The organism is Sphingobacterium alimentarium (assembly GCF_004342685.1).
Lineage (GTDB): Bacteria > Bacteroidota > Bacteroidia > Sphingobacteriales > Sphingobacteriaceae > Sphingobacterium > Sphingobacterium alimentarium.
The window spans coordinates 29,867-53,534 of record NZ_SMBZ01000022.1 but is presented as its reverse complement, the minus strand read 5'-3'; the positions used below and the strand labels follow the sequence as shown (position 1 = coordinate 53,534).

19 protein-coding genes and 1 pseudogene are annotated in these 23,668 nt (G+C 37.7%); 7 read left to right on the top strand and 13 right to left on the bottom strand.

The window, feature by feature from the left end; translation table 11 throughout:
* The 3 genes and pseudogenes from EDC17_RS17255 to EDC17_RS09390 form a co-directional block, all read right to left on the bottom strand.
* Positions 1–169: pseudogene (locus EDC17_RS17255) on the bottom strand (DUF6444 domain-containing protein); the annotation flags it as partial.
* Between the two features lie 446 nt (positions 170–615).
* Positions 616–1,449: a hypothetical protein gene (locus EDC17_RS09395; protein WP_132777829.1), complete on the bottom strand. Its 834-nt coding sequence runs from the start codon at positions 1,447–1,449 to the stop codon at positions 616–618.
* A gap of 166 nt (positions 1,450–1,615) precedes the next feature.
* A complete protein-coding gene (locus EDC17_RS09390; RefSeq protein ID WP_132777828.1) occupies positions 1,616–2,695 on the bottom strand; it encodes an agmatinase family protein in 1,080 nt (359 codons plus the stop codon).
* 162 nt (positions 2,696–2,857) lie between these two features.
* Here EDC17_RS09390 and EDC17_RS09385 point away from each other — a divergent pair, with 162 nt between their 5' ends.
* Positions 2,858–3,331 (top strand): DinB family protein, encoded by a 474-nt coding sequence (locus tag EDC17_RS09385; protein WP_132777827.1) that lies wholly within the window; start codon positions 2,858–2,860, stop codon positions 3,329–3,331.
* On the opposite strand, the gene EDC17_RS09380 is transcribed toward EDC17_RS09385, so the two are convergent.
* From EDC17_RS09380 to pheT, 5 genes are all read right to left on the bottom strand, one after another.
* Positions 3,328–4,278, bottom strand: a complete 951-nt coding sequence (locus EDC17_RS09380) for a helix-turn-helix transcriptional regulator (protein WP_132777826.1) — start codon at positions 4,276–4,278, stop codon at positions 3,328–3,330. The genes EDC17_RS09385 and EDC17_RS09380 overlap by 4 nt on opposite strands.
* A gap of 77 nt (positions 4,279–4,355) precedes the next feature.
* Positions 4,356–5,915, bottom strand: coding sequence for a ribonuclease Y (rny, locus tag EDC17_RS09375; RefSeq protein ID WP_132777825.1), 1,560 nt, complete (start codon positions 5,913–5,915; stop codon positions 4,356–4,358).
* Positions 5,916–6,168: 253 nt separating this feature from the next.
* Entirely contained in the window at positions 6,169–6,459 is a 291-nt protein-coding gene (locus tag EDC17_RS09370) for a cell division protein ZapA (protein ID WP_132777832.1), read from the bottom strand.
* A gap of 50 nt (positions 6,460–6,509) precedes the next feature.
* Positions 6,510–6,818: a hypothetical protein gene (locus EDC17_RS09365; protein ID WP_132777824.1), complete on the bottom strand. Its 309-nt coding sequence runs from the start codon at positions 6,816–6,818 to the stop codon at positions 6,510–6,512.
* A 30-nt stretch (positions 6,819–6,848) separates the two neighbouring features.
* The gene (gene pheT / locus EDC17_RS09360) at positions 6,849–9,239 is read right to left on the bottom strand and encodes a phenylalanine--tRNA ligase subunit beta (protein WP_132777823.1); all 2,391 of its coding nucleotides are present in this window, start codon (positions 9,237–9,239) and stop codon (positions 6,849–6,851) included.
* A gap of 255 nt (positions 9,240–9,494) precedes the next feature.
* On the opposite strand from pheT, the gene EDC17_RS09355 reads away from it, so the two are divergent.
* The 5 genes from EDC17_RS09355 (at position 9,495) to EDC17_RS09335 (ending at position 16,943) form a co-directional block, all read left to right on the top strand.
* Positions 9,495–10,385, top strand: a complete 891-nt coding sequence (locus EDC17_RS09355) for a sugar phosphate isomerase/epimerase family protein (RefSeq protein ID WP_132777822.1) — start codon at positions 9,495–9,497, stop codon at positions 10,383–10,385.
* A gap of 276 nt (positions 10,386–10,661) precedes the next feature.
* Positions 10,662–14,345 carry a phosphoribosylformylglycinamidine synthase gene (purL, locus tag EDC17_RS09350; protein WP_132777821.1) on the top strand — a complete coding sequence of 1,228 codons (3,684 nt, stop codon included), beginning with the start codon at positions 10,662–10,664 and terminating at the stop codon, positions 14,343–14,345.
* A gap of 777 nt (positions 14,346–15,122) precedes the next feature.
* Entirely contained in the window at positions 15,123–15,416 is a 294-nt protein-coding gene (locus EDC17_RS09345) for a hypothetical protein (protein WP_132777820.1), read from the top strand.
* Between the two features lie 151 nt (positions 15,417–15,567).
* Entirely contained in the window at positions 15,568–16,740 is a 1,173-nt protein-coding gene (locus EDC17_RS09340) for a BaiN/RdsA family NAD(P)/FAD-dependent oxidoreductase (RefSeq protein ID WP_132777819.1), read from the top strand.
* Positions 16,741–16,748: 8 nt separating this feature from the next.
* Complete coding sequence (locus EDC17_RS09335) at positions 16,749–16,943, top strand: hypothetical protein (protein WP_132777818.1); 195 nt, start codon at positions 16,749–16,751, stop codon at positions 16,941–16,943.
* A 49-nt stretch (positions 16,944–16,992) separates the two neighbouring features.
* Here the strand turns inward: EDC17_RS09335 and EDC17_RS09330 are convergent, their stop codons facing one another.
* The 5 genes from EDC17_RS09330 to EDC17_RS09310 form a co-directional block, all read right to left on the bottom strand.
* Positions 16,993–19,269 (bottom strand): mechanosensitive ion channel family protein, encoded by a 2,277-nt coding sequence (locus EDC17_RS09330; RefSeq protein WP_165894394.1) that lies wholly within the window; start codon positions 19,267–19,269, stop codon positions 16,993–16,995.
* Positions 19,270–19,487: 218 nt separating this feature from the next.
* The gene (locus EDC17_RS09325) at positions 19,488–19,943 is read right to left on the bottom strand and encodes a DoxX family protein (protein WP_132777816.1); all 456 of its coding nucleotides are present in this window, start codon (positions 19,941–19,943) and stop codon (positions 19,488–19,490) included.
* A gap of 77 nt (positions 19,944–20,020) precedes the next feature.
* Positions 20,021–20,509, bottom strand: coding sequence for a hypothetical protein (locus EDC17_RS09320; protein ID WP_132777815.1), 489 nt, complete (start codon positions 20,507–20,509; stop codon positions 20,021–20,023).
* Between the two features lie 93 nt (positions 20,510–20,602).
* Positions 20,603–21,421: a polysaccharide deacetylase family protein gene (locus tag EDC17_RS09315; RefSeq protein WP_165894393.1), complete on the bottom strand. Its 819-nt coding sequence runs from the start codon at positions 21,419–21,421 to the stop codon at positions 20,603–20,605.
* 310 nt (positions 21,422–21,731) lie between these two features.
* Positions 21,732–22,241, bottom strand: a complete 510-nt coding sequence (locus EDC17_RS09310) for a hypothetical protein (protein ID WP_132777813.1) — start codon at positions 22,239–22,241, stop codon at positions 21,732–21,734.
* 196 nt (positions 22,242–22,437) lie between these two features.
* Between EDC17_RS09310 and ychF the strand changes: the two genes are divergently transcribed.
* Positions 22,438–23,538 carry a redox-regulated ATPase YchF gene (gene ychF, locus EDC17_RS09305; RefSeq protein ID WP_132777812.1) on the top strand — a complete coding sequence of 367 codons (1,101 nt, stop codon included), beginning with the start codon at positions 22,438–22,440 and terminating at the stop codon, positions 23,536–23,538.
* Positions 23,539–23,668: the final 130 nt, after the last annotated feature.

Genomic DNA, 23,668 nt, shown 5'->3' with positions numbered 1-23,668 from the left:
CCGGACTGTGTTCTACAATGTCCTCAGGGCAAGCGCTCATCTTTAAAGTACTGCCTTCATGCCCCTTTTGACCTCCGGAAGACTTCCCGCTGGATATTCGTAAACTAGTGGTTCGAGGAGGGCTGTTTTCATCTTTTGAAGGAGGAAGAGAGCTGTTTCTACTATTTTTTTAGGCCCCTTTAGCAAACGTATTTCTTCCAGAAGCCCACCTATGGTTTCATTAAGTTGTTTAATAGTAGCATTCAGATCTGAAATGATTTGCTGAGAAACTGCATTTTCGGCTAATCTGGATGTTTCAGATGCGATACGGGCCGCTGATTCATGTTCGAGCAATTCAACTAATTTCGTAAAGTTCTTGTTATCCATTATGGCCGTTCTGATAATTACAAAAAACCGCATTTAAAGCCTAAAAATAAGAGTAAAAGTTATACAGTGAAATGTGGATAAAATGACCTAAATTCCTGAAAATGAAAATTGAAAAAAATACGCCTTGAGATCAAGTCAAAAAAGAAAAAAGAACCTGAGTAGTTACATAGTAAATTAAGTTTCTTTACAAGAACGAAAGTGTATTTTATTTCGCGACAGTAAATAAGAAAAAGCAAAAAAGAGAAACAATTAAATTTTATCTATTCTAAAATTAGATATATAAACTTCAGCTGTCTTGTCATCACTATTCAACGCGAGATAAAAGTATTTTTTGGTCATCGGATCAGCCATTTCTGTGTCTAATACTTTGTAATCATTGATATAAGTACGCATACGCTCTCCATCTACACGAATTTTCACTTTCATGATATCATTCGCAAAATAGGACATATTAGCTTTCACTTCACTCCTTTTATTTGGTTGAACTTCCTTACTCGCAAAATCAAATTTATTGAACCAATAAGAAGCTTGCACATTCAAAGGATTCTGATAAGCTAAATAGTAATGCTTACCAACAGCCTTTTGATAATCAAACCCAAAATCCAAGGCAAACTTATTATCATTTTCAGATAGTGTCAACACATCAAACTCCACAGTGAAATCCACAGGAATGCGGATTAGGTCTTTTATTTTGTAGGTATTGCCATCAAACAAACGAAGCCATTTGCCTTCCGCAATAGACACATCAGCGACCTCACCTCTACCATTGCTCGTCCATTTTAGAGCCATCTCCCCTATCACTTCGCCGCTAAAATCATCTTCGAATATCAGCGTTGTTCCTCGATTATAATCGTACTTCATCCCTTGCAAATCCTCAAAAGGTCCGCCTGTTTGGCTCTTTTGTGCCGCAGTGGTTTGTGTTGTTGTAGTCGATTTCAAGCTTTCTTCTGCTTTTTTCTCCACATATGCTTCAGCCTTTTGTCCAAGTTTTTTACCTATATTTTTTAATGATTGTGCTTGAATACTTACCGATGAGCATATAACAAAAAGGAATGCGATAAGATGGAATCTGAAGTTTATCATAATTTGATTGAATAAAAATTGTTTAGTAGAATGAATAAATAATTACTATTCTTAGGACGTAATACATATGTAAAATATAACGAAAAAATACCGTCCTATGCTACAATAATAAAAAAAAGCAGACTTTTTTCAAAATCTGCTTTTTTAGTTACAATAACAAGTAATGTTAAAATTCTATTTTATTACCTACAAATAATCCATTGTTTTTCGCTAAAGCGCCACACATATGGAACAATAATCGAGCACCGACATTGCCATCCCACTCATCTTGCTCACCCGGGGCAACTTCTACCAAATCCATACCAATTATCTTGTGTCCCGATTCTGCCAAACTGGATAAGGCGTACACCGCTTGCTCATAAGACAATCCACCCGGCACCGGTGTACCCGTATTCGGACAATACCATTGATACAAAGCATCAATATCAAAACTTACCGCTACGTGCTCAGGCAACAATGAAATGATTTCATCGACTTGTTGTTGCCATGTTTTGCCTTCAAATTGTGCTTTTTTCAAATCCGCATCTGTGAAAACCTTAACTTTTGATGAAGATTTCACCACATCAACTTCTTGTTCACAGAAATCACGGATTCCCACTTGTACCAGCTTGCTGATCTGTGGGATTTGAATTGCATTGTACATAATCGACGCATGCGAATACTTAAATCCTTCATACGCTTTACGTAAATCCATATGTGCATCGAAATGCAAAATACCAAAATCGCTATACTGTGATGCTAAAGCCTGATAATATCCTAGTGGTGTGGAATGATCTCCCCCTAATAAAATTACCTTTTTGCCTTTAGCAGTCCACTCTTCTACGCGTGATTTCAATTCAGCATTCAACTTTGCAGATGCCGCATTAATCGTGTCCAGATCCACTTTCAATGCCTGGTTTGTACTGATATCCTCACCGGACTCTAAAGCCTCGATAATCGGTAGGGCAAGCGCTTTATGAGTTGCTGAACTTTGTGCCCACTGTGCTGGAGCTTCATCCATATAAATTCCCAATTTCCATAATTCCGGAAATTCCTGATGCAACAAGTCCACTTGAAATGAGGCATCTAGAATCGCCGCAGGACCTTCTGACGCACCTGCACCATAACTTACTGTTACTTCCCATGGCACGGGAATAATAATTATTTCGGATTCCTCAGCCGTAAATGGCAGGCCGTAGATGCTTGCATCTGCTAGACCGGGCTGAGAGGGATCAAAGTTTTTTATTTTTTCTTCTTTACTAATCATGCTGTACGTATTTCCAACTGCAAAGATAGGATTCTTTGAAAACAAATCCTTATCAATATCAGCATTGAATCAAAATCAGAACTTCAGATTTATTAAATATCTACTGACATACTGTTGTCATAATCGGGCTATACTTTTGGACATACATTAAAACTAAAAGATATGAACAAGACAGAAATTATTTCAAAAGCGGATTTATTGGAACATTGGTTAGGACATAGAAATTTAACGAGAAAAACGATTGAAAAATTTCCTGAAGAGGAACTTTTCAACTATTCTATCGGAGGCATGCGCACGTTTGCGGATCTAGCGAAAGAATTATTATCCCTGGCAGTACCCGGGTTGGACGGAATCGTACATGATAAAATCGAAACCTATAGCCATGATCTGCCTATAAGCACAAAAGCAGAATTACTTGAACAATGGGATAAAGACACGCCTATTTTGATTGATTTATATAATCAGATTCCCGAAGAGCGATTCAATGACAATTTTAATTTATTTGGCCAATATAATTTTCCAATCGTGCACAATATCATTTATTTCATAGACAATGAAGTCCATCACCGTGCACAAGGTTTTGTGTACCTGAGAGCCTTAGGCATCGAGCCTCCGTTTTTTTGGGAAAGGAACTAATCTAATTTCTTTAATGCCGCTTGTATCAAGTTAACGACCGATTGCTTTAAAGTTTCAGGTTCAAGAATTTGAGCTTCATCAGCAAACATCATATACCAGCGTGCAAAATATTCAATATGGGTGGTGTGGAAGGTCATCTCCACACCATTATTTATTTCTTCTTCGTGTTGAAAACCGTAATGCAGTCTCTCCCATTGCAGAAAACGGGCGAAATCTTTACTAACCCAAATACGTATTGTCTGTAAAGTTTCAACTTTTTTATTTTGCTCCAAATAGGTATTAAGAGGCAGAAGTTCTTGTGTGTATTTGCTATCTAAGAGGCGTATGTGCTCGATTCGATCCAATCGAAATTGGCGAATAGCCTCACGCAAATGACAATATGCCATGAAATACCAAAATGGTCCTTCTTGAAAAACTCCTACCACCTCTATGGCGCGTTCTTGCAAATTGTTTTCAACCGATTTGTATTTGAGATGGATCTGTCTTTTTTTGACCATGCTCTCGAATAACGTCGCTAAGGCCGCAGGAACATTCTCATTCAGGAAGTTTTTCTTTTTATTGATAAGCACTTTTGATTCCAAATCTGCGACATTTTCCTTGTCACTATAGCGTAGTACGCCTTTCATTTTTAGCAAGGCATTCCCAAAGTGCATAGCCATTTCTTTGTCGAGGTAATGATTCATCAACTTTTCGGCTACGCCAAAGCTAAGGGCTTCTTGCTCATTAAATCGAATAGGTTGTATTTTATAACTATTTAACAATGAATAACCATATCCCGCTTCGCCCATAATCGGAATACCGGCATGTTCTAAGGATTTGATGTCGCGATAAATTGTACGCAGACTCACTTCATATTTGTCGGCCAATTCTTGCGCTTTGACCAAAGGTTTGGATTGCAAATAAAAATATATCCCCAGAAGACGATCAAAACGTTTGGTTATGTGCATTGATTTAAAAATCTTAATAAAGTAAAAGCCCCAACTATAAAGTTAGGGCTTTGCAATTATATTATTTTAATAAAAATCTACTTCGCGTAAGACACCGAACGCGTCTCACGTATTACTGTAACTTTAATCTGACCTGGATATGTCATCTCTGTTTGGATACGATTAGAAATATCAGCAGCCAAAATCTCCGCTTGCGCATCTGTTACCTTTTCACTTTCTACTACCACACGTAATTCACGTCCTGCTTGGATTGCGAAAGTTTTCTCTACGCCAGGGTAAGAAAGAGCTAATTCTTCCAATTCTTTCAAACGCTTGATGTAACTCTCTACCACCTCACGACGCGCACCAGGGCGAGCACCAGAGATTGCATCACAAGCTTGTACTACTGGAGAAATCATGGATGTCATCTCGATTTCATCGTGGTGAGCACCAATGGCATTACATACATCTGGGTGTTCTTTATATTTCTCAGCAAGTTGCATACCCAAGATTGCATGTGGCAATTCAGGGTTGTCATCAGGGACTTTACCGATATCGTGTAATAGACCAGCACGCTTCGCATGTTTTACATTTAAGCCTAATTCAGCAGCCATTGTTGCCGCAAAATTGGCTACCTCGCGCGAATGCTGCAATAAGTTTTGACCATATGACGAACGGTAACGCATACGGCCTACCATACGGATCAACTCAGGGTGTAAACCGTGAATACCTAAATCAATAGCTGTACGCTCACCAATTTCTACGATCTCGTCTTCTATTTGTGTACGTGTTTTAGCAACAACTTCTTCGATACGCGCAGGGTGAATACGACCATCTGTCACCAATCTGTGCAATGACAAACGCGCAATCTCACGACGAACTGGATCAAAACCCGATAAAATAATCGCTTCTGGCGTATCATCTACGATAATCTCAATTCCTGTAGCGGCTTCCAAAGCACGGATATTACGTCCTTCACGTCCGATAATACGACCTTTGATTTCGTCGTTTTCAATATTAAAGATGGATACCGTATTTTCAATCGCAGATTCTGTAGCAGTACGTTGAATCGTCTGTATAACTACTTTTTTAGCTTCTTTGGATGCTGTCAACTTAGCCTCATCTACAATATCCTTGATCTGTATCATCGCTTGCGAACGAGCTTCTTCACGTAGTGATGTAACTAATTGCTCCTTGGCTTCATCAGCCGTCAATCCAGCAATAGTTTCTAATTGACTAATATGTTGATTTTTAAGCTGTTCGACCTCTTCACTTTTCTTTTCGTTCAGTTCGATCAATTGCTCCAACTTCGCATTTTTCTTGTCTAGATCCTGCTTTTCGCGGTTTAGGTTCTCTAATTTTTGATTTAAAGATTGCTCTTTCTGTTTGATTGAGTTTTCTTTTTGGCTGATCACGTTGTTACGTTGATTAACCTCTTTCTCATGCTCCGATTTCAATTGAAGAAATTTCTCCTTCGCTTCTAATTGACGTTGCTTTTTTGTGTGTTCGGCTTGTTTCTCAGCCTCTTTTATGATATTCGCTGCCTTTTCTTTGGCTTCTTGTTCTTGCTTCTTGAACAACATTTGCAGCAAATATCGTCCAATAACAATACCAATTAAAAGTGATATTATAATTGAAATTGTGGTTGATAACTCCATATTATTAATTTATATATATTAGTTTTTATTGTTTTCAGAACAAAAAAAAACCGCAATTAAATTAACAGGTCCCAAGTATTATTAAACTTCCATTACACATGATTGAGCGTTTGATTGTGACCCAGATGGCTAAAAAGCAAAATGGCCTATATCTTGTTTATTGCTCGTGATATTGAAGCGTTAAGTTTAAAATAGTGACAACCCGAATTTAATTGCGGCAAATTCGTCGTTATATAGCTCTAAAAAGAACGATTTATTTTTTAAAGAAATCTGTCAAAATATTGTCTAGCTCGTGAATGGACTGCTCTAAGCCAACATCTTGCTGTTGTACTTGCTTTTCAGCCTTTATCATCCCTGTAGCGTATTGCAACACACACATAGATAATAAATCTTGTTTATCACGAACTGAATAATTCTCTTGCAGTTCCTTAATTTTTTCATTTATCAATTTCGCAGCATGCCTGATCACCTCTTCCTCTTCCGCTGTAACCCTTAATGGATACACACGATCTGCGATATTTATTTTTATGGAAATCTCTCCCATGATTATCGAGCTTAATAACGTAATAAACTTATGTTCCTTCTCATACTTATCTATTTCAATAAGTTTATACATCTATCTATTTCTCGCACAAAATCGTTAATTTTTTGTTTTGTGTCAAGTATTTTTTCATTTATTGCCCCTTTATCGATATCCGCCTCATCAAGTGATCGGGCTACCGCCATAGCCTTGGTTTGCTCTTCGAGTTGCTTGATCTTTTCGGTACTGGTCTCAAAGGCTACTTGTACCGATTGCAACTCCAATTTTAGCAAATCATTTTCTTCTTGCAAAGCTTCACACAATTGAATTAAATTCTTCGTTTTCTCAACGATAATATTCATTTGTGACGATAATGATGCCATACTTATTTCGCAATTAAAATTATAGTTCCACTAACGCACTACTGCATTAGTCTCTTTCTCAAAGTTAATAATTAATTTTTGAATAATGCTATCAATTTGTTTATCATTTAGCGTTTTTTCTTCGTCCTGAATCGTAAAACTCAGAGCATAAGACTTTTTGCCTTCAGGCAATTTATCGCCTTTATAAACATCAAAAATGTTCACTTCCTTAAGCAACTTACGATCCGTTTTCAAGGCTACAGTCTTCAGCTTGTCGAAGGTGATAGCTTCATCTACCAACAAGGCTAAATCTCTGCGCACAGCAGGGAACTTAGAAACTTCTTTGTATTTAATGACATTTTTGCGAATCGCCTTCATCACTAAATCCCAGTCGAAATCTGCAAAGTAAACCTGTCCATCCACATCTGCTTTTTTCAAAGCATCCGCATGTACCGCTCCCAAAGAAACCAATACTTTTTGACCCTTCATATAATCCAGACCATAGGCCAAATTTGTATTAGTAGTCTCTAACACTTGCAAGCCTTCTATTTTAAGACGTCTTACGATCGTGTCAACAGCAGATTTTAAATTGTAGAAATTGACATTTTTCGATGAAGTGTTCCATTGTTCGGCTTCTTTTTTACCAGCAATTGCCAGTGCCAAACGTTGTTTCTCATCATAGCCTTCCTCTTTCAAATGGTAAGTTTTACCATATTCAAAGATTTTAAGATCCGATTGTTTGCGTTTCTGATTATACTCGATAGCAACTAATGCTGAGTACAACATATTCTGACGCATTGTGTCCAAATCCGAACTCAACGGATTAAACAGCTTTACAGCAGTTGCCTCGTCGTCAGCATATGCAGATTTTGTCAACGAGTTAGACAAAATTTCTCTATATCCATTCCCAATCAACAAATCAGCTACTTGATTCAGCACCGTTTCTTTATCCGGCTTATCCTGCGTATTGAGCGAAGCTAAAATTTGTGATTTCAGCTCAATATTATTATAACCATAAATACGCAACACCTCCTCGATTACATCCACCTCACGTGTTACGTCTACTTTGTATGCCGGCACTTCCACTTGAATGACATCATCATTTTCGGCAGTAATACTTATTCCTAATGCCAAAATAATAGCTTTGATCTCTTCTGCGGGAATATCCTTACCGATCAATCTTTGTACATTACGGTAGTTCACTTCGAATTGGAACGGCGCAACTGGATTTGGATAAATATCCGTAATAGTGGAAGATATTTTACCACCTGCCAATTCTTGAATTAATAGAGCGGCACGTTTTAACGCGAATACTGTAATATTTGGATCAGTACCTCTTTCAAAACGGAATGATGAGTCTGTTTTCAAAGCATGACGTTTGGACGTCTTACGCACTGAAACGGGATTAAAGTAAGCTGACTCTAGGAAAACATCCGTAGTGGATTCCGTAACACCCGAGTGCTCGCCACCGAACACGCCCGCTATGCACATCGGTTTTTCGGCATCAGCGATGACCAAATCCTCTGCAGATAGTTTACGTTCGACACCATCCAAGGTCTTAAATAATTCCCCTTCATTAGCCTTACGCACAACTACTTTATTTCCAGCGATCTTAGCTGCATCAAATGCATGTAAAGGTTGACCTAAATCATGTAGTATAAAATTCGTAATATCTACGATATTATTGATAGAGCGAATACCAATCGTATTCATTTTTTCTTTTAACCATTCTGGGGATTCCTCCACGGTAACTCCTGAAATATTAATCCCTGAGTAACGCGGTGCATCTTCACTTTCGACAACTACAGTGGTATCAGCTGCTGAATCTTCTAAAAATGCTTCAACAGAAGGTAATGTATATGTCGATCTGAAATAAGCCGCTAAATCACGCGCTACACCCAGATGAGATGCCGCATCGGCACGATTTGGTGTCAAACCTATTTCGAAGCGAAAGTCGTCTTTGATTTCATAGAAATCTTTCACTAAAGTACCCACTTGTGCATCAGCAGGCAATTCCACGATTCCAGCATGAGAAGTTCCTAGGCCAATTTCGTCTTCGCCGCATAGCATACCTTCAGAGACCTCACCACGGATTTTTGATTTCGTGATTTTGAATGGCTCCCCCGAAGTAGGGTGACAAAAAGTTCCTACAGTGGCAACAATTACTTTCAACCCAGCGCGGCAGTTGGGTGCGCCACAGACGATATCCAATGGCGTTTCAGTTCCAACATTTACCTTGGTAACGCGCAACTTATCAGCATTGGGATGCTGCTCGGCACTAAGCACCTCACCTACCACAAGACCTTCCAGACCGCCCGGAATGGACTCCACCTTCTCTACAGCTTCAACTTCTAATCCTATATCCGTGAGTATTAATGAGAGCTCCGCTGGTGTTTTATCTATATTTAAGTAATTCTTAAGCCAATTGTAAGAAATATTCATTTTAATTTTTTTTAAGATACAAAGATAGGTTTTTGAATAGCAGAATACAATAAAAAAGATAAGGAAGACCGCAAGAATTTACATACACAAACCCTCACTTCTTTCATTCTTGAAATAAGGTTTAGCGCATTATAAAATGTCTTTTCAGCCCTATTTATATAGTGTACTAGATTAAAAATCAACAAATTAGCAACCACTGATCCCTATACTCAAGTTTTTATATTAAATTTACCTAAACACATAAACCTATAATTCATGATAAGATTACTATTTATCACTGTCCTATTTTTAATGCACAGTTCTTTTTCATTTAGTCAATCCAAAGAAAAGCTCAATTCTAAATTTGGAGGCGTTCAAATTGGTATTATCACCTACTCCTATAGATCCATGCCCCAAGATTTGGAAAGTTTAATCCAGCAAATAAAAGAAAGTGGGATTAACGCGGTGGAATTGATGGGCGATCCTGTCGAACATTATTTAGGAAGACCCAAGGGTGCAGAGGAAATAAAAAAATGGAGATCATCCATTTCAATGGACGAATTTAAAAAAGTTAAAAATAAACTAGAGAAGGAAGGAATTCACATTTATGCCTATAAACCAAACCTTCTCCATAAAAATAGCACCGATGAAGAAGTCGAATTCGCTATGCGTAGTGCTAAAGCCCTAGGAGCAACCTCTGTTACCACCGAGCTGATGGTTAATGATCCGCAACATTCAGAGAGACTTGGTCGAATTGCTGCCAAATATAAAATGTATGTTGGCTATCACAATCATTTACAAGGCAACGACCTTGCATGGAACACCGTTTTAGATCAAAGTAACTACAATTCCGTTAATTTGGACTGCGGACACTACATTGCCGCAGGAGGTAACAACACCGTACAATCCCTATTGGCTTATATAGAAAACAATCACAAAAGAATTTCTTCTATACACATGAAGGATCGCAAGATCAAGGCAAACGGGGCAGACAATCTGAAATGGGGAGAAGGAGATACACCGATAAAAGAAATTTTACTGCTGTTAAAAAACAAAAAATACAACATCCCTGTCACCATAGAACTGGAATACAAAATTCCAGAAGGATCAAATGCAGCAAAAGAAGTAAAAATATGCAGAGATTTTGCGAAAAAAATACTACAATAAATAAAGGTCAGTTGATATCAACTGACCTTTATTGCTTTAACAGCAAGAAGCTACACAGCCTTCTGCAACCGCAAAACTTTTAGCTCTCCAAGAATCTGGTATTGGATATTTATAAAAACACCCATTTTAAGATCTTCGACTTTCGGGTGATTGCAGTCGGTTAAAATTGTTGAAAACTATCAATTTATGCACAGCACGCTTTTTACATTACAATTAGTAAAATATTCCGTATTTTTGTATTTTAATTTGAAGAACGTTCAAAACTAACATACAATAATGATCCATTTCTTTGAGAACCCATCGAACATCGTTTATGCTGTTCAAAGTGTTAACTCTTTATCACAAGAAGACATTACTAAACTCAACTGGCTTTTCGGCAACGCTAAAAAACTAGAAGAACAAACCCTCAACCATTTTTATGTAGGACCACGTGCAGCCATGATCACTCCATGGAGTACCAATGCTGTGGAAATCACACAAAACATGGGCATCACAGGTTTGATTCGTATTGAAGAATTCCAACCTGTAGAAGCTGACTATTCTGATTTTGATCCGATGATCTCGCAGAAATATGAGGCATTGACACAAGATATGTACACCATCAATATCCAACCAGAACCTATTTTGGAGATCGATGATATTGATGCTTACAATAAACAAGAAGGTTTAGCTTTAAACCCAGAAGAAGTTGAATACTTGAATAATTTAGCGGCTAAATTAGGTCGTAAATTAACAGATTCTGAAGTATTTGCTTTCTCACAAGCGAACTCTGAACACTGTCGTCACAAAATCTTCAACGGTACTTTCATCATTGATGGGGTCGAGCAAGAGACGTCTTTGTTCAAATTAATCAAGAAAACATCGGCAGAAAATCCAAACGATATTATCTCTGCTTATAAAGATAACGTAGCTTTTATTAAAGGTCCTAAAGTAACGCAATTTGCGCCTTTATCGGCTGACAAACCTGATTTCTATGCTGAAAAGGAATTTGAATCGGTATTGTCTGTAAAAGCAGAAACACACAACTTCCCGACTACTGTTGAACCATTCTCTGGTGCAGCTACAGGTTCAGGAGGTGAAATCCGTGACCGTTTGGCTGGTGGTCAAGGCGCTATTCCTTTAGCAGGTACGGCTATCTACATGACAGCTTACTCACGCTTGAACGAAGAACGTCCTTGGGAAAAAGCGGTGCAAGAGCGTGAATGGTTATACCAAACGCCGATGGATATCTTAATCAAAGCGTCTAACGGTGCTTCTGATTTTGGTAACAAATTCGGTCAACCTTTAATCACTGGTTCGGTATTGACTTTCGAACACGAAGAAGAAGGCCGCAAATTAGGTTACGATAAGGTAATCATGCAGGCTGGTGGTGTTGGCTACGGCAAATTAGACCAAGCTAAAAAACATACGCCACAAACTGGTGATAAAATCGTGATCTTAGGTGGTGAAAACTACCGTATCGGTATGGGTGGTGCAGCTGTATCATCTGCTGATACAGGTGCTTTCGGTACGGGTATCGAATTGAATGCGATCCAACGTTCTAACCCAGAAATGCAAAAACGTGCTGCCAACGCAGTTCGTGGCATGGTGGAATCTGATAATAACCCTATCGTTTCTATCCACGATCACGGTGCTGGTGGTCACTTAAACTGTTTATCAGAATTAGTAGAAGAAACAGGTGGTTTGATCGATTTAGACAAATTACCAGTAGGTGACCCTACCCTTTCTGCAAAAGAAATCATCGGTAACGAATCACAAGAGCGTATGGGCTTAGTGATTGCGGAAAAAGATATTGAAACATTGAAACGTGTTGCGGATCGTGAGCGTTCGCCTATGTACACCGTGGGTGACGTAACAGGTGATCACCGTTTTACATTCGAATCGAAAACAACGGGTGAAAAACCAATGGATTATGCCTTAGAAGATTTCTTTGGTTCTTCTCCAAAAACATATATGAAAGATAACACTGTCGTACGCAATTACGCAGATGTAGAATATAATGTAGCTGACGTTCCTACTTACTTAAACAGTGTATTGCAATTAGAGGCAGTTGCGTCTAAAGATTGGTTGACAAACAAGGTTGACCGTTGTGTAGGTGGTCGTGTAGCAAAACAACAATGTGCTGGTCCATTACAATTACCATTGAATAATGTGGGTGTAATGGCATTAGACTACAAAGGTAAAGAAGGTATTGCGACAACGGTTGGTCACTCTCCAGTAGCAGCTATCGTAGATCCTGCTGCTGCTTCAAGAACTGCGATTGCAGAATCTTTATCCAACTTAGTGTTCGCACCTATCAAAAATGGTTTAGCTGGTGTTTCTTTATCGGCGAACTGGATGTGGGCTTGTAATAACGAAGGTGAAGATGCACGCTTGTACCAAGCGGTGAAAGCTTGTTCGGATTTTGCGATTGAATTAGGTATTAACATCCCAACGGGTAAAGACTCTTTATCAATGAAACAAAAGTATCCTAACGGCGAAAATGTTATCGCTCCAGGTACTTTGATTATCTCTGCTGCAGGTAATTGTACGAACATTACGAAAGTGGTAGAACCAGTTTTAGCAAAAAATGCAGGTTCTATTTACTATATCAATTTATCAAAAGACAGCTTCAAATTAGGTGGTTCTTCCTTTGCTCAAATCTTGAACAAAGTTGGTAAAGAAGTTCCAACCATTACAGATGCTGCTTACTTCAAGACTGCGTTCAATACGATCCAAGATTTAATCAATAACGATCAAATCGCTGCTGGTCACGATGTAGGTTCTGGTGGTTTAATCACGAGTTTATTAGAATTAACTTTTGCAGATGTCAACTTAGCAGCTAACTACGATTTATCGGGTATAGGCGAGGCTGATACGGTGAAAGCTTTATTCAACGAAAATATCGCGGTTGTATTACAATCAAAAGACGATGCGGCTTTCGAAGCTACATTAGCTGCTGCTGGTATCGAATCCGTGAAAATCGGTTCGGCTATCGAAGGTACTGAAGTATCATTCAAAAACAATGCGGATACATTCACATTCAATGTGGTTGAAACACGTGACACTTGGTACAAAACATCCTTCCTTTTAGATCAGAAACAATCTAAAAACGGTATGGCGCAAGAACGTTACAACAACTACAAAAACCAACCCTTAACATATAATTTCCCAGCTCATTTTGACGGCAAGAAGCCTGTCATTTCGAACGAAGGTGAGAAATCTTCTCGTCCGAAAGCCGCTATCATCCGTGAGAAGGGTTCTAATTCGGAGCGTGAAATGGCGAATGCGATGTTCTTAGCTGGTTTTGATGTGAAAGATGTACACATGACGGATTTAATTTCTGGTCGGGAGACATTAGAAGATATTCAATTCGTAGGTGCAGTGGGTGGTTTCTCTAACTCGGATGTGTTAGGTTCGGCTAAAGGTTGGGCTGGTGCATTTAAGTACAATGAGAAAGCAAAAACGGCTTTAGAGAACTTCTTTGCTCGTCCTGATACCATGTCTGTAGGTATCTGTAACGGTTGTCAATTGTGGATGGAATTGGATTTAATCAATCCAGATCACGAAGTTCATGGTAAAATGCACCACAATACTTCAGGCAAACACGAATCGAACTTCGTATCGGTGAAAGTTCAAGAAAACAACTCAATCATGTTGAATACCTTAGCAGGATCAACTTTAGGTGTTTGGATTTCACACGGTGAAGGCAAATTCAAACTACCATACACAGAAGATCGTTATAACATTGTAGCGAAATACGCTTACGAACAATATCCACACAACCCTAACGGTTCGGATTTCAACACAGCTATGATGTGTGACGCAACAGGTCGTCACTTAGTAACGATGCCACACATTGAGCGTTCGATCTTCCAATGGAACTGGGCTAACTACCCTGCTGGTCGCCAAGACGAAGTTTCTCCTTGGTTAGAAGCTTTCGTTAACGCTAAAAAGTGGTGTGTGGAACATAAGAAATAAGTTGGACAAATTGTAATATTTGGAATCCTCCTGCGCTTACAGTGTAGGAGGATTTTTTGTTATATTTGTTTAATGCCACCAATTAGAACCATACAAGTAAATTTAGATACTTCCGAAGGGATTATTTAAATTTACTTGTATGGTTCAAAAATACTTTTCCATTAGGAACGATGCTATATTTTAGTCCTTCTAGAATAGAACATTTTACAGATAATCAGATTATACTAGAATTAGAAGAAAAATTTAAAAGAGTTTTTAATAACTCAAATTATAAGACAATATTAGAAATCAGAAAGGATGTATTTGTTAGTAAATTTAAAATAGAAGTAACCTTACATACTGCAAATCTAATCGTAGATTTTTGGAAATACTTTTTTTCAATGGCATTCTTTGAACCATTAATGATTTAACTTTTGAAGAATTCGTAGAGTATGAAAGTTTACACTCTACATTTGATAATAAATATGGAAAAATTGGTTATGGCGTAAATTGGCTGATAAAGTTTATATAAAAAGCTTCGATGGAGATGAATTACTCATTTCTTCCTATACTTTTAATGTTAAATAATTTGATAATAATTTCAGAATCCTCCTCCTCTAAAGAATAAGAGCATTTTTTCCCGATCAATCTTAGCTCCCCTTCATAAAAAATTGTAAACCAGCAAATCCAGGCCTAAAAATTAAATTTTAATTTTTTTCAAAAAATTTTAGGATATCAAATATTATATTTTACTTTGTAATTCAAAGTACTTTTATTTAAAATATAAATTATAAAATTATGAGCAGCCTAATAAACAACCACAGAACAATTATTCTTGCAAGTATCGTTACTATCTTATTATTGCCTTTAATCGGCATGCAGTTTTCCAATGAGGTCAATTGGACTGGATCTGACTTTTTAATCGCGGGTATTCTCCTAGCAACACTGGGTCTAGGAATAGAACTGGTTTTTCAGATCGCAAAGAATAAAACCAGCCGAATAATTCTAATAGGCTTAATTCTCCTTGTAGGATTTTTAATTTGGGCCGAATTGGCTGTAGGATTATTTGGTTCCCCGTTCGCAGGAAGCTAATTTTAAATTCTCACAATTAGATAGAGATCGTCCTCGATTCTGAATTCCATACCCGTCTTTATAGCAAGAATATGGATTAAATTCGTTTACCTAGGACGGTCTCTTTTGTTTTCTAGTGCAGAAACACATATTTAATTATCTTTGCATCTACATGCAAAAGCCTCCTATTATCATTATTGGCGCCGGTCCTGCCGGATTGATGGCCGCCCAGCGTCTGGCTGAAGCGGGCAAGGAAGTCCACATCTATGAGCAGAATAAAGCCGCTGCACGCAAATTTTTAGTGGCAGGTCATGGCGGTTTTAACCTTACTCACCAAGAGGCAATAGCGGATTTTGTATTAAAATATAATCAGCCGGCAATTCATGACATTGTAAAAGCCTTCGATAATGAAGACACGATACAATGGCTCGCCAGTATTGGGATAGAAACCTATGTGGGAAGCTCTGGTAAAATTTTTCCTATTAAAAATATTAAACCCATTCAGGTTCTACAAGCTTGGCTGGACAAATTGCAACGTCTTGGGGTACAAATCCATTATGAACATCAGTTCGTCGGATTTAATGAACATTTGGTTACGCTTCGTCATCTTAGGCAAGAAATTCAACTGGAGTTTTCACAATTAATACTAGCTCTAGGCGGTGGTTCCTGGCAAAAAACAGGTTCTGATGCCAAATGGATAAAACTTTTGAGCGAAAAAGATATTGCTATTTCACCCTTAGCTCCCGCTAACTCAGGCTATAATACACAGGAGGATTTCTCTTCCCTGGAAGGACAAGTATTAAAAAACATCGAAGTCCGGTTTGGAAATGTCAGTAAAAAAGGGGAAATGGTATTTACAAATTATGGTATTGAAGGAAGCCCTGTTTACTACTTAAACCGATTTACCCGATCACATTCTTTTCCTTTAGATCTTTTTATCGACTTGAAACCTAAGCTAGCTGAGTCGGCTGTGATACAAGCACTTCAGTCTTCTTCTAAGACCTCCGAGGTACTCAAGAGTAAGCTCAATCTCTCCAAGCCCGCTTTATATCTATTGAAAAAATTAGACAAAGAAACCTATACTACCCCTACCCGACTAGCGGCTGCCATAAAATCCTATCCGATAAAAGTAACTGGCTTTAGGCCCATCGATGAGGTGATATCTACTGCAGGTGGTATATGTTTCAGTGAGTTGACGGAACAATTGGCTTTAAAAAAATACCCTAGGGTATATTGTGTGGGTGAAATGGTAGATTGGGAGGCGCCAACGGGGGGCTATCTCCTACAGGCATGCTTTAGCATGGGCCATTTCTGCGCCCAGCAAATTATTAATTTAGAATCATAACCCAGCCTATGTACCCTTATCATAATAAAATAAAACAACGCATCAGTAATGGTGAAATGATCAAATTCGAATATGTCGAAAAATACAAACAGATTCAACCTGCATTGCTGTTGTATTTCAAGACCGAACCCTATGTTCGTCCGATTCGCGAACATCGATTTGAAGAATATGAAAAACTTTTTAAAGAAATAGGATTAAAATAAAAGCAAAGCTTCGAGGCTTTGCTTTTATTTTTGGACTGTACACTAAGACTTAAACACTCTGAAATTTTAATCCATCTGCATCAAATTTTTTGTAAAGCTGCAGGAGAACATCACTTTTGAAAGCATCAGCATTGGAAGCATAATTGACCCAAGCTAACACATTCAAGTGTATGGTATCCGCACTTATATCTTTTACGCTTGTTTTTAGTCCCATATTTTTCAAATAATATTTACTTGCAGCGGCAGCTTCTTCTACCCAGGCATGTACTTGTTGCAAATTCGCATTACGATCCACCAAGATTGTAAAACTAACTTTGCTGTACTCATGGGATAATGTCCAATTTACTACGCGGCCCGAAAGCAAATCTCCATTCGGTATAATTACATTGGCCCCATCGCCTGTCTGCAATATACTCGCTCGAATACCGATTTCCTTCACTCGGCCTTTCTTATCCGCCAGTTCAATCTGATCGCCTACCCGAAAAGGTTTATCAAAAACTAAAATAATACCTGACACGAAATTGTTGATAATATTTTGCATCCCCAGACCAATACCCACACTGAGTGCTCCAATTATTACAGTCAATTTATCCAGACTCATCCCCAATGCTGATATGGCAAAGAAAAATCCGACCAAGATAATGGCTAATCGAAATAGTGGGAATAGCGTGACTTTCTGATTGTAGCCCTGTCGCAATTGTCCGTTCTCTCCCCCCAACAATATTAAACTTATATTTTTCTGTAGCCAATTGGTAATTAACAAAAGCAAAATAGCGATTATCAAATTAGCGAAACTGAACGTAATATCTCCAATTTTACGCTTTCTCTCGAGGACATTCTCACTAAAATTTACCAGCGTATCTATGAAATTTAGATTGTTTGCCAAGACCACAATAGCTAGAAGAACACAGATTAATTTTAACAAATCTAACCCCAATTTTGTCATCCGTTCTCGGTTGAATCTCAACCAAAAGCCGTTGTAGAGATTGTCTTTTTCGAATTGGCGGTGCAAATCATCTCTAATCATCTCAATAAAAAACCGAAGAGTAAAGGATTGCATCAGTCCTACTGCGCTGGCGATACTAAAACTGCGTGATATATTTACTTTACCTATAATATTCATCACAATAGCCGTGACATTCAACAGCACAAAAATGATGTAAATAGCATTATTAATATATCCTGCAGATTCTTTATTTTTAATACGCTTTTTACTGTAACTCACCAAGGCTATCGCAATGATATTAAAGAGCATACATATCACTCTCAAAAACATATCATCACTCACCATCATATTTGCAAAAACAATCAAAATATAAAAGAGGACAATGCCCGACATGATTTTGCGTTGCTGTGCTGTCAGGGTACCAAAGGCCAATCCCAAATACAGAGCTATAATGATAATCTGTGAGGCTTGGATGATAAAAGTCGGTGTGAAAAGACTCACCAATGGTAGTAAGGTAAAATATACAATAGTTGATTTACCAATGACTTTGAGTATCCAAGTTTTAGAAAGATCAATCCCATTCTTTTTGTCAATATCAAGTTTCGTTTTGAAACACCAAAAAGCATATGCAATACATATTAGCAACAATAGAATGCGTGAATTCCAGGGAATATCATTAAAATACCGGCTAAACGAATTATTCCGCTGGTAGTTTTCTTTAATATTATTAATTATGGTTTCGCGCGATATATTTTGCGAAGAAGAGTTCCAAATAGAGGTAGATTTTTTTTCTGCAGGTGCGGTTACAGCTGGATTCCCAGCTATAACTTTTTCGCCCAAATAAAGTTCATTCGCAGTAATCAACGTACTTAATGAGGCCGATGCAGCATGTATTGAATCCAATTTGCTATTTACTTGTGCTAAAGAAGAATTAAGGCGTAGCGCTAAGCGCGGGTATTTTTCTTCGCTGACTTGGTACTTATTGATGATGTGCTGAATGGCATTTTTGGTCGTTGTGACACTCGACTGGTAGTTATTCAGTGAATTATGCATGGAACGCAACTGCGTAATATCATCGCGTATCAATCGATCAATTACGGCGATTGAATCCGGCGTAGCGCTTTTCTTCTTGAGGATGTGCGACTCACTCTTTGCCGATAATTCCGTCAATATGTTTTGGATATCGCGGATATGAATATTTGCTAAATATCCCACATCCAATCCTTGCAATTCTTTCCGTAAGGAATCAGAAAGTATATGCCTGGAAGTATCCGAGCTCAACCTAGACGCAGGCTGACTCACACTATCTTGCGCCAATCCGTCATAGTGTAAGCTTATAAGTAGAAATAAGAATATAAAGCGAGAAATAAACCTTTTCATAGCATATGAATTCCTAAAAAATAAAAATGCGAAGTTCGACATTTAAACTTTATTATTAATCAATTCTTATACCGTTATTTTAAATATTGCAAGTAAATAATTTAGTAGGTAATATTACTAGATATCTCTATAATGCATCCACCTTTGTCCGAGGATTATTTTTCAAGAGTACACAAAAAAAGCGAAACTTTCGTCCCGCTCCTAATAGAATTTCTTAGTTAAATATCTCGCTGATATCCGGGTTTGTTCATCATTTTGTCTAATGAAAAATTGCCGGAACCGAGCAAAATAAAGACAATGAGCAAGGTCATCACTAAAATGGACAACCACAATTCGGAATTCAAAGCACTAAAACCATTGGTAATGTTTACAAAAAACACAGCGCAAAATAATACAGGAAATAAAAGTATACAAGCTAATCGGGTCTGAAAGCCTAAGATGATAAACAATCCGCCGACCAAATGTGTAAAAACTACATAATGCACCGCACCCCAGATAGATAATTGAAAATTGGTTTGCTCTGTAAGCTGCTGTACCGCATTTCGATCATTAATAAAACTTATACCCTTGGCGAGAATAATCACACCAAGCATAATACGAAGATAATCTATCCAATGGGCCTTAGTACTTGCTGTTTGGGTAGGTATAGGGATTCTTTTTTCTGCAAGATTCATAACAAATCTCCTTTCTATATTGGTTATATAACTATAACGTATTAAAAAAGAAAAAGTTGTGAATAAAGTAAAGAATATTAAAACAGCTTATCGTACGTTCTATTCCAATGATTATTTCTATCCATTGGCGTCTCTTTGACTTTGTATTCTAAGCGAATACCATTGAGTCGACGACGTTTTAGACGTTTGTTAGCTTCATCACGGAAGGTAATTCCGGTGATCTGATAAATTCCAAAAGCTGTTCCTAAATATTTAGAATTGACACTTTCATCATCCACCAGTTGGAGGTCAAAAAAGCAATTCAAATAGTCTTTCCAAAAGAGAATAGGGTTTTCCTCCTTGTCATTCATGCTATCCGGACCGTAGCAATCTTCATCATAAATCTCAAAATGATCGGCTAATATTTGATTGGTTTTCGCTAAGAAGTCCTGCGCTACTGCTTTATCCTCGATGGGCAAAATAGAAATAACATCCCGTTCCTCCAAGATATCGAACATAGCGTGCTCTTGGAAACACTGAACCATATCATTAATCAAATCCTCTATATTGTTAAACATCTTTGCCATAATACAAAGGTAAGGATTTTATAGAATAAGCCATCACTATTTTGAGCTTCGCTCAGTTCCTGAAATAAAAAAAGGACTGAAAAGCCCTTTTTATCAATATCGTATCGGATAATCCTCCATAAATTCAAATCTATATCCCTGAGCAATCAATTTATCTACCAAATCATTGAGCAGTTTTGCTCCTGCTTTGGTCTGAAACATATCATCATGCATCAGAAAAACTACATTGTTGGGCTCTTTGGATGATTTGTTGTTCATAAAGTTAACAAGCCTATTGTACACTGTTTCCAACGGCAAAGTCGGCACACCGGTCTGACTTACTATTCGCCACTCTACGTCCCACCCGAATATTTTATAGCCATCCTTGTACAATAGATCTGCCGTAGGGGTAGCATTGGCTACATCAATTTTACGTTCGTCATCATACATCCAGATATTTCTACCGGGTAAGCGCGCGACTTTGCTACTCATCGTAATGGTAGACTCATTCTTTTTAAAATCATCAAACGCCACTTGACTGTCGCGGTAAAAAGTAGTCAGTCTGTTGAAGCCGTGTGTGTAGCTGTGGTTGTATACCGCCACTAGAGGATTCTCTAAAAATTGGGCTAAATCTCGTTGACGATATTTACCAAAAGTGGCATGACGTCCTACCACAAAAGCATTGACCTTAATATTTTTGGATTTCGCCAACGAATCGATAGCCTTACTACCGACCAAAGGCCCATCGTCAAATGTTAAATAGATATGCTTGGGCATTTTATCGTATTCCCTACGCAAAGAATCTTTGAGTTTCTGCTTTTGCACTTTTATGCTGACAGGATTTAGGCTGTCTACGGTAAAAACGATTAGATTCCGTCGCAATGAATCCCACTTATCATGTAATCTAGGACGCAGCAAAACACTTTCGTCCACTTTATTACCAAGTGAGTCATGAGTCTGTGATCCAAAAACAGGGGAAGATAAATTATTGCAAGATGCTAATCCAACTGATGCGAGAACTAGTATGCAATATCCAAAAAGTTCCCTCGAAACTTTAAACATTTTAAATGTATTTTAATATGCACAAAAATAGTCAAAAAATACGTTTATTGATGGATTGGAAAACTATTTTCTCTTAGAAATAGTCATATAAATACTACAAAATAAAAAGCCGATTCTGGATGGGAATCGACTTGTTCAATTAAATGTAAACAAACGTATTTCAATTAAATATTATTACAAGTTAAGATCTCTTATGACTATGCTTGTGGTTGTTATTTTTCTTATGATTCTTATCTTTTTTGTAATGTTTAACGTGTTTTGAAGGTGCTTTACGTTCTACGACATGACTACCTCTACCATGATGATGACGCGGAGCATCTCTTAAGATTGGTTGATGTCTGTGCGATGCATAATGTCCATATCTAGATCTATTTTTGGAATGATAATGCCACGGATTGCGATCATTAATCACGACTTTGTAAGAACGATAGATATCGAATTTTTTGTAGCGTCCCGGTAATTTGGATTTGGTCACCCAACGATTCCCTTGCAGGTAAGTATATCGGCGACTCGCTACATCATAGTATACATCGATCTCGGGTATATAATAATAGCGCACATATTCATAGCCTACTGGTCCCCACATGGGTTGAGAGCCTAGATTTATATTGACATTCACTTGCGCCTTAGCGGATTGATTGAAGACGAATAATCCTCCTATCAGTAATGTAAAGTAAAGCAGTTTTTTCATGGTTCCCTCCTATTATTAATGTTTCTGTTATCGGTATGACTTCACCTAGCGCTGTAAAGATTAATGGCGTTAATGTTAAATTTTGTAAAAGAAGGATAAGACTTTTAATTCCAATGATTTAAAAAGTATCTGATTCAGTATTGCAGTATTTTGTTATCTTTGCACAAATTTTAAAATCTTACAGCATAAAGAATTTATGGCTTTACAATGTGGTATCGTAGGCCTACCAAACGTAGGTAAATCAACATTATTCAACTGTCTGTCCAATGCAAAAGCACAAGCAGCGAATTTTCCATTCTGTACAATAGAACCAAATGTAGGTGTCATCACTGTACCTGATGAGCGTTTGAATAAATTAGCTGAATTAGTAAATCCTCAGCGCATCGTTCCGAATACTATCGAGATCGTGGATATCGCGGGCTTAGTAAAGGGAGCATCCAAGGGTGAAGGTCTTGGCAATCAATTTTTGGGAAATATCCGTACGACAAATGCAATTATTCACGTATTGCGTTGTTTTGACGATGGTAATGTAATCCATGTGGATGGTTCAGTAGACCCTATCCGTGACAAAGAAATTATAGATACAGAGCTTCAGCTGAAAGATTTAGATACCGTGGTAAAACGTATTCAAAAAGTGGAGAAAATGGCTAAAACTGGAGGTGATAAAGACGCTAAAAAAACGTTTGAAATCCTTTCAGTGGTCAAAGAACACTTAGAATCTGGTAAATCGGCACGTACAGCGCCTATATCTGAAGAAGATTTTGAGTACATTGCTGATTTGACGCTTTTGACTGTAAAACCAGTACTTTATGTATGTAATGTAGACGAAGCTTCTGTAAATACAGGAAATGCTTACGTAGAGCGTGTGAAAGAAGCAGTGAAGGATGAAAATGCACAAGTATTGATTATCTCCGCTCAGATCGAATCCGAAATTGCGCAATTGGAAAGCTATGATGAGCGCAAAATGTTTTTGGAAGATTTAGGTTTAGAAGAATCTGGTGTGCACAAATTGATTCGTGCGGCATATTCGTTATTAAATCTTGCTACTTATTTTACTGCGGGTGTGCAGGAAGTACGTGCGTGGACGATAGAAAGAGGATTTACAGCTCCACAAGCAGCTGGTGTAATTCATACAGACTTCGAAAAAGGATTTATCCGTGCTGAAGTTATCAAATATGCTGATTTCGTTCAATATGGTTCTGAAAATGCGGTAAAAGAAGCTGGTAAACTTAGTGTAGAAGGAAAAACTTATATCGTAGAAGATGGTGATATCATGCACTTCCGCTTCAACGTGTAAACAGTATTAATTAAAATAAAATGGAATAGGCTAAAGAATATCTTTAGCCTATTTTTATTTATACCTATATTTAATTTTGAATTAAATATTACACAAAATATCCTATTTTGTGCTGTTTTAATATTACATC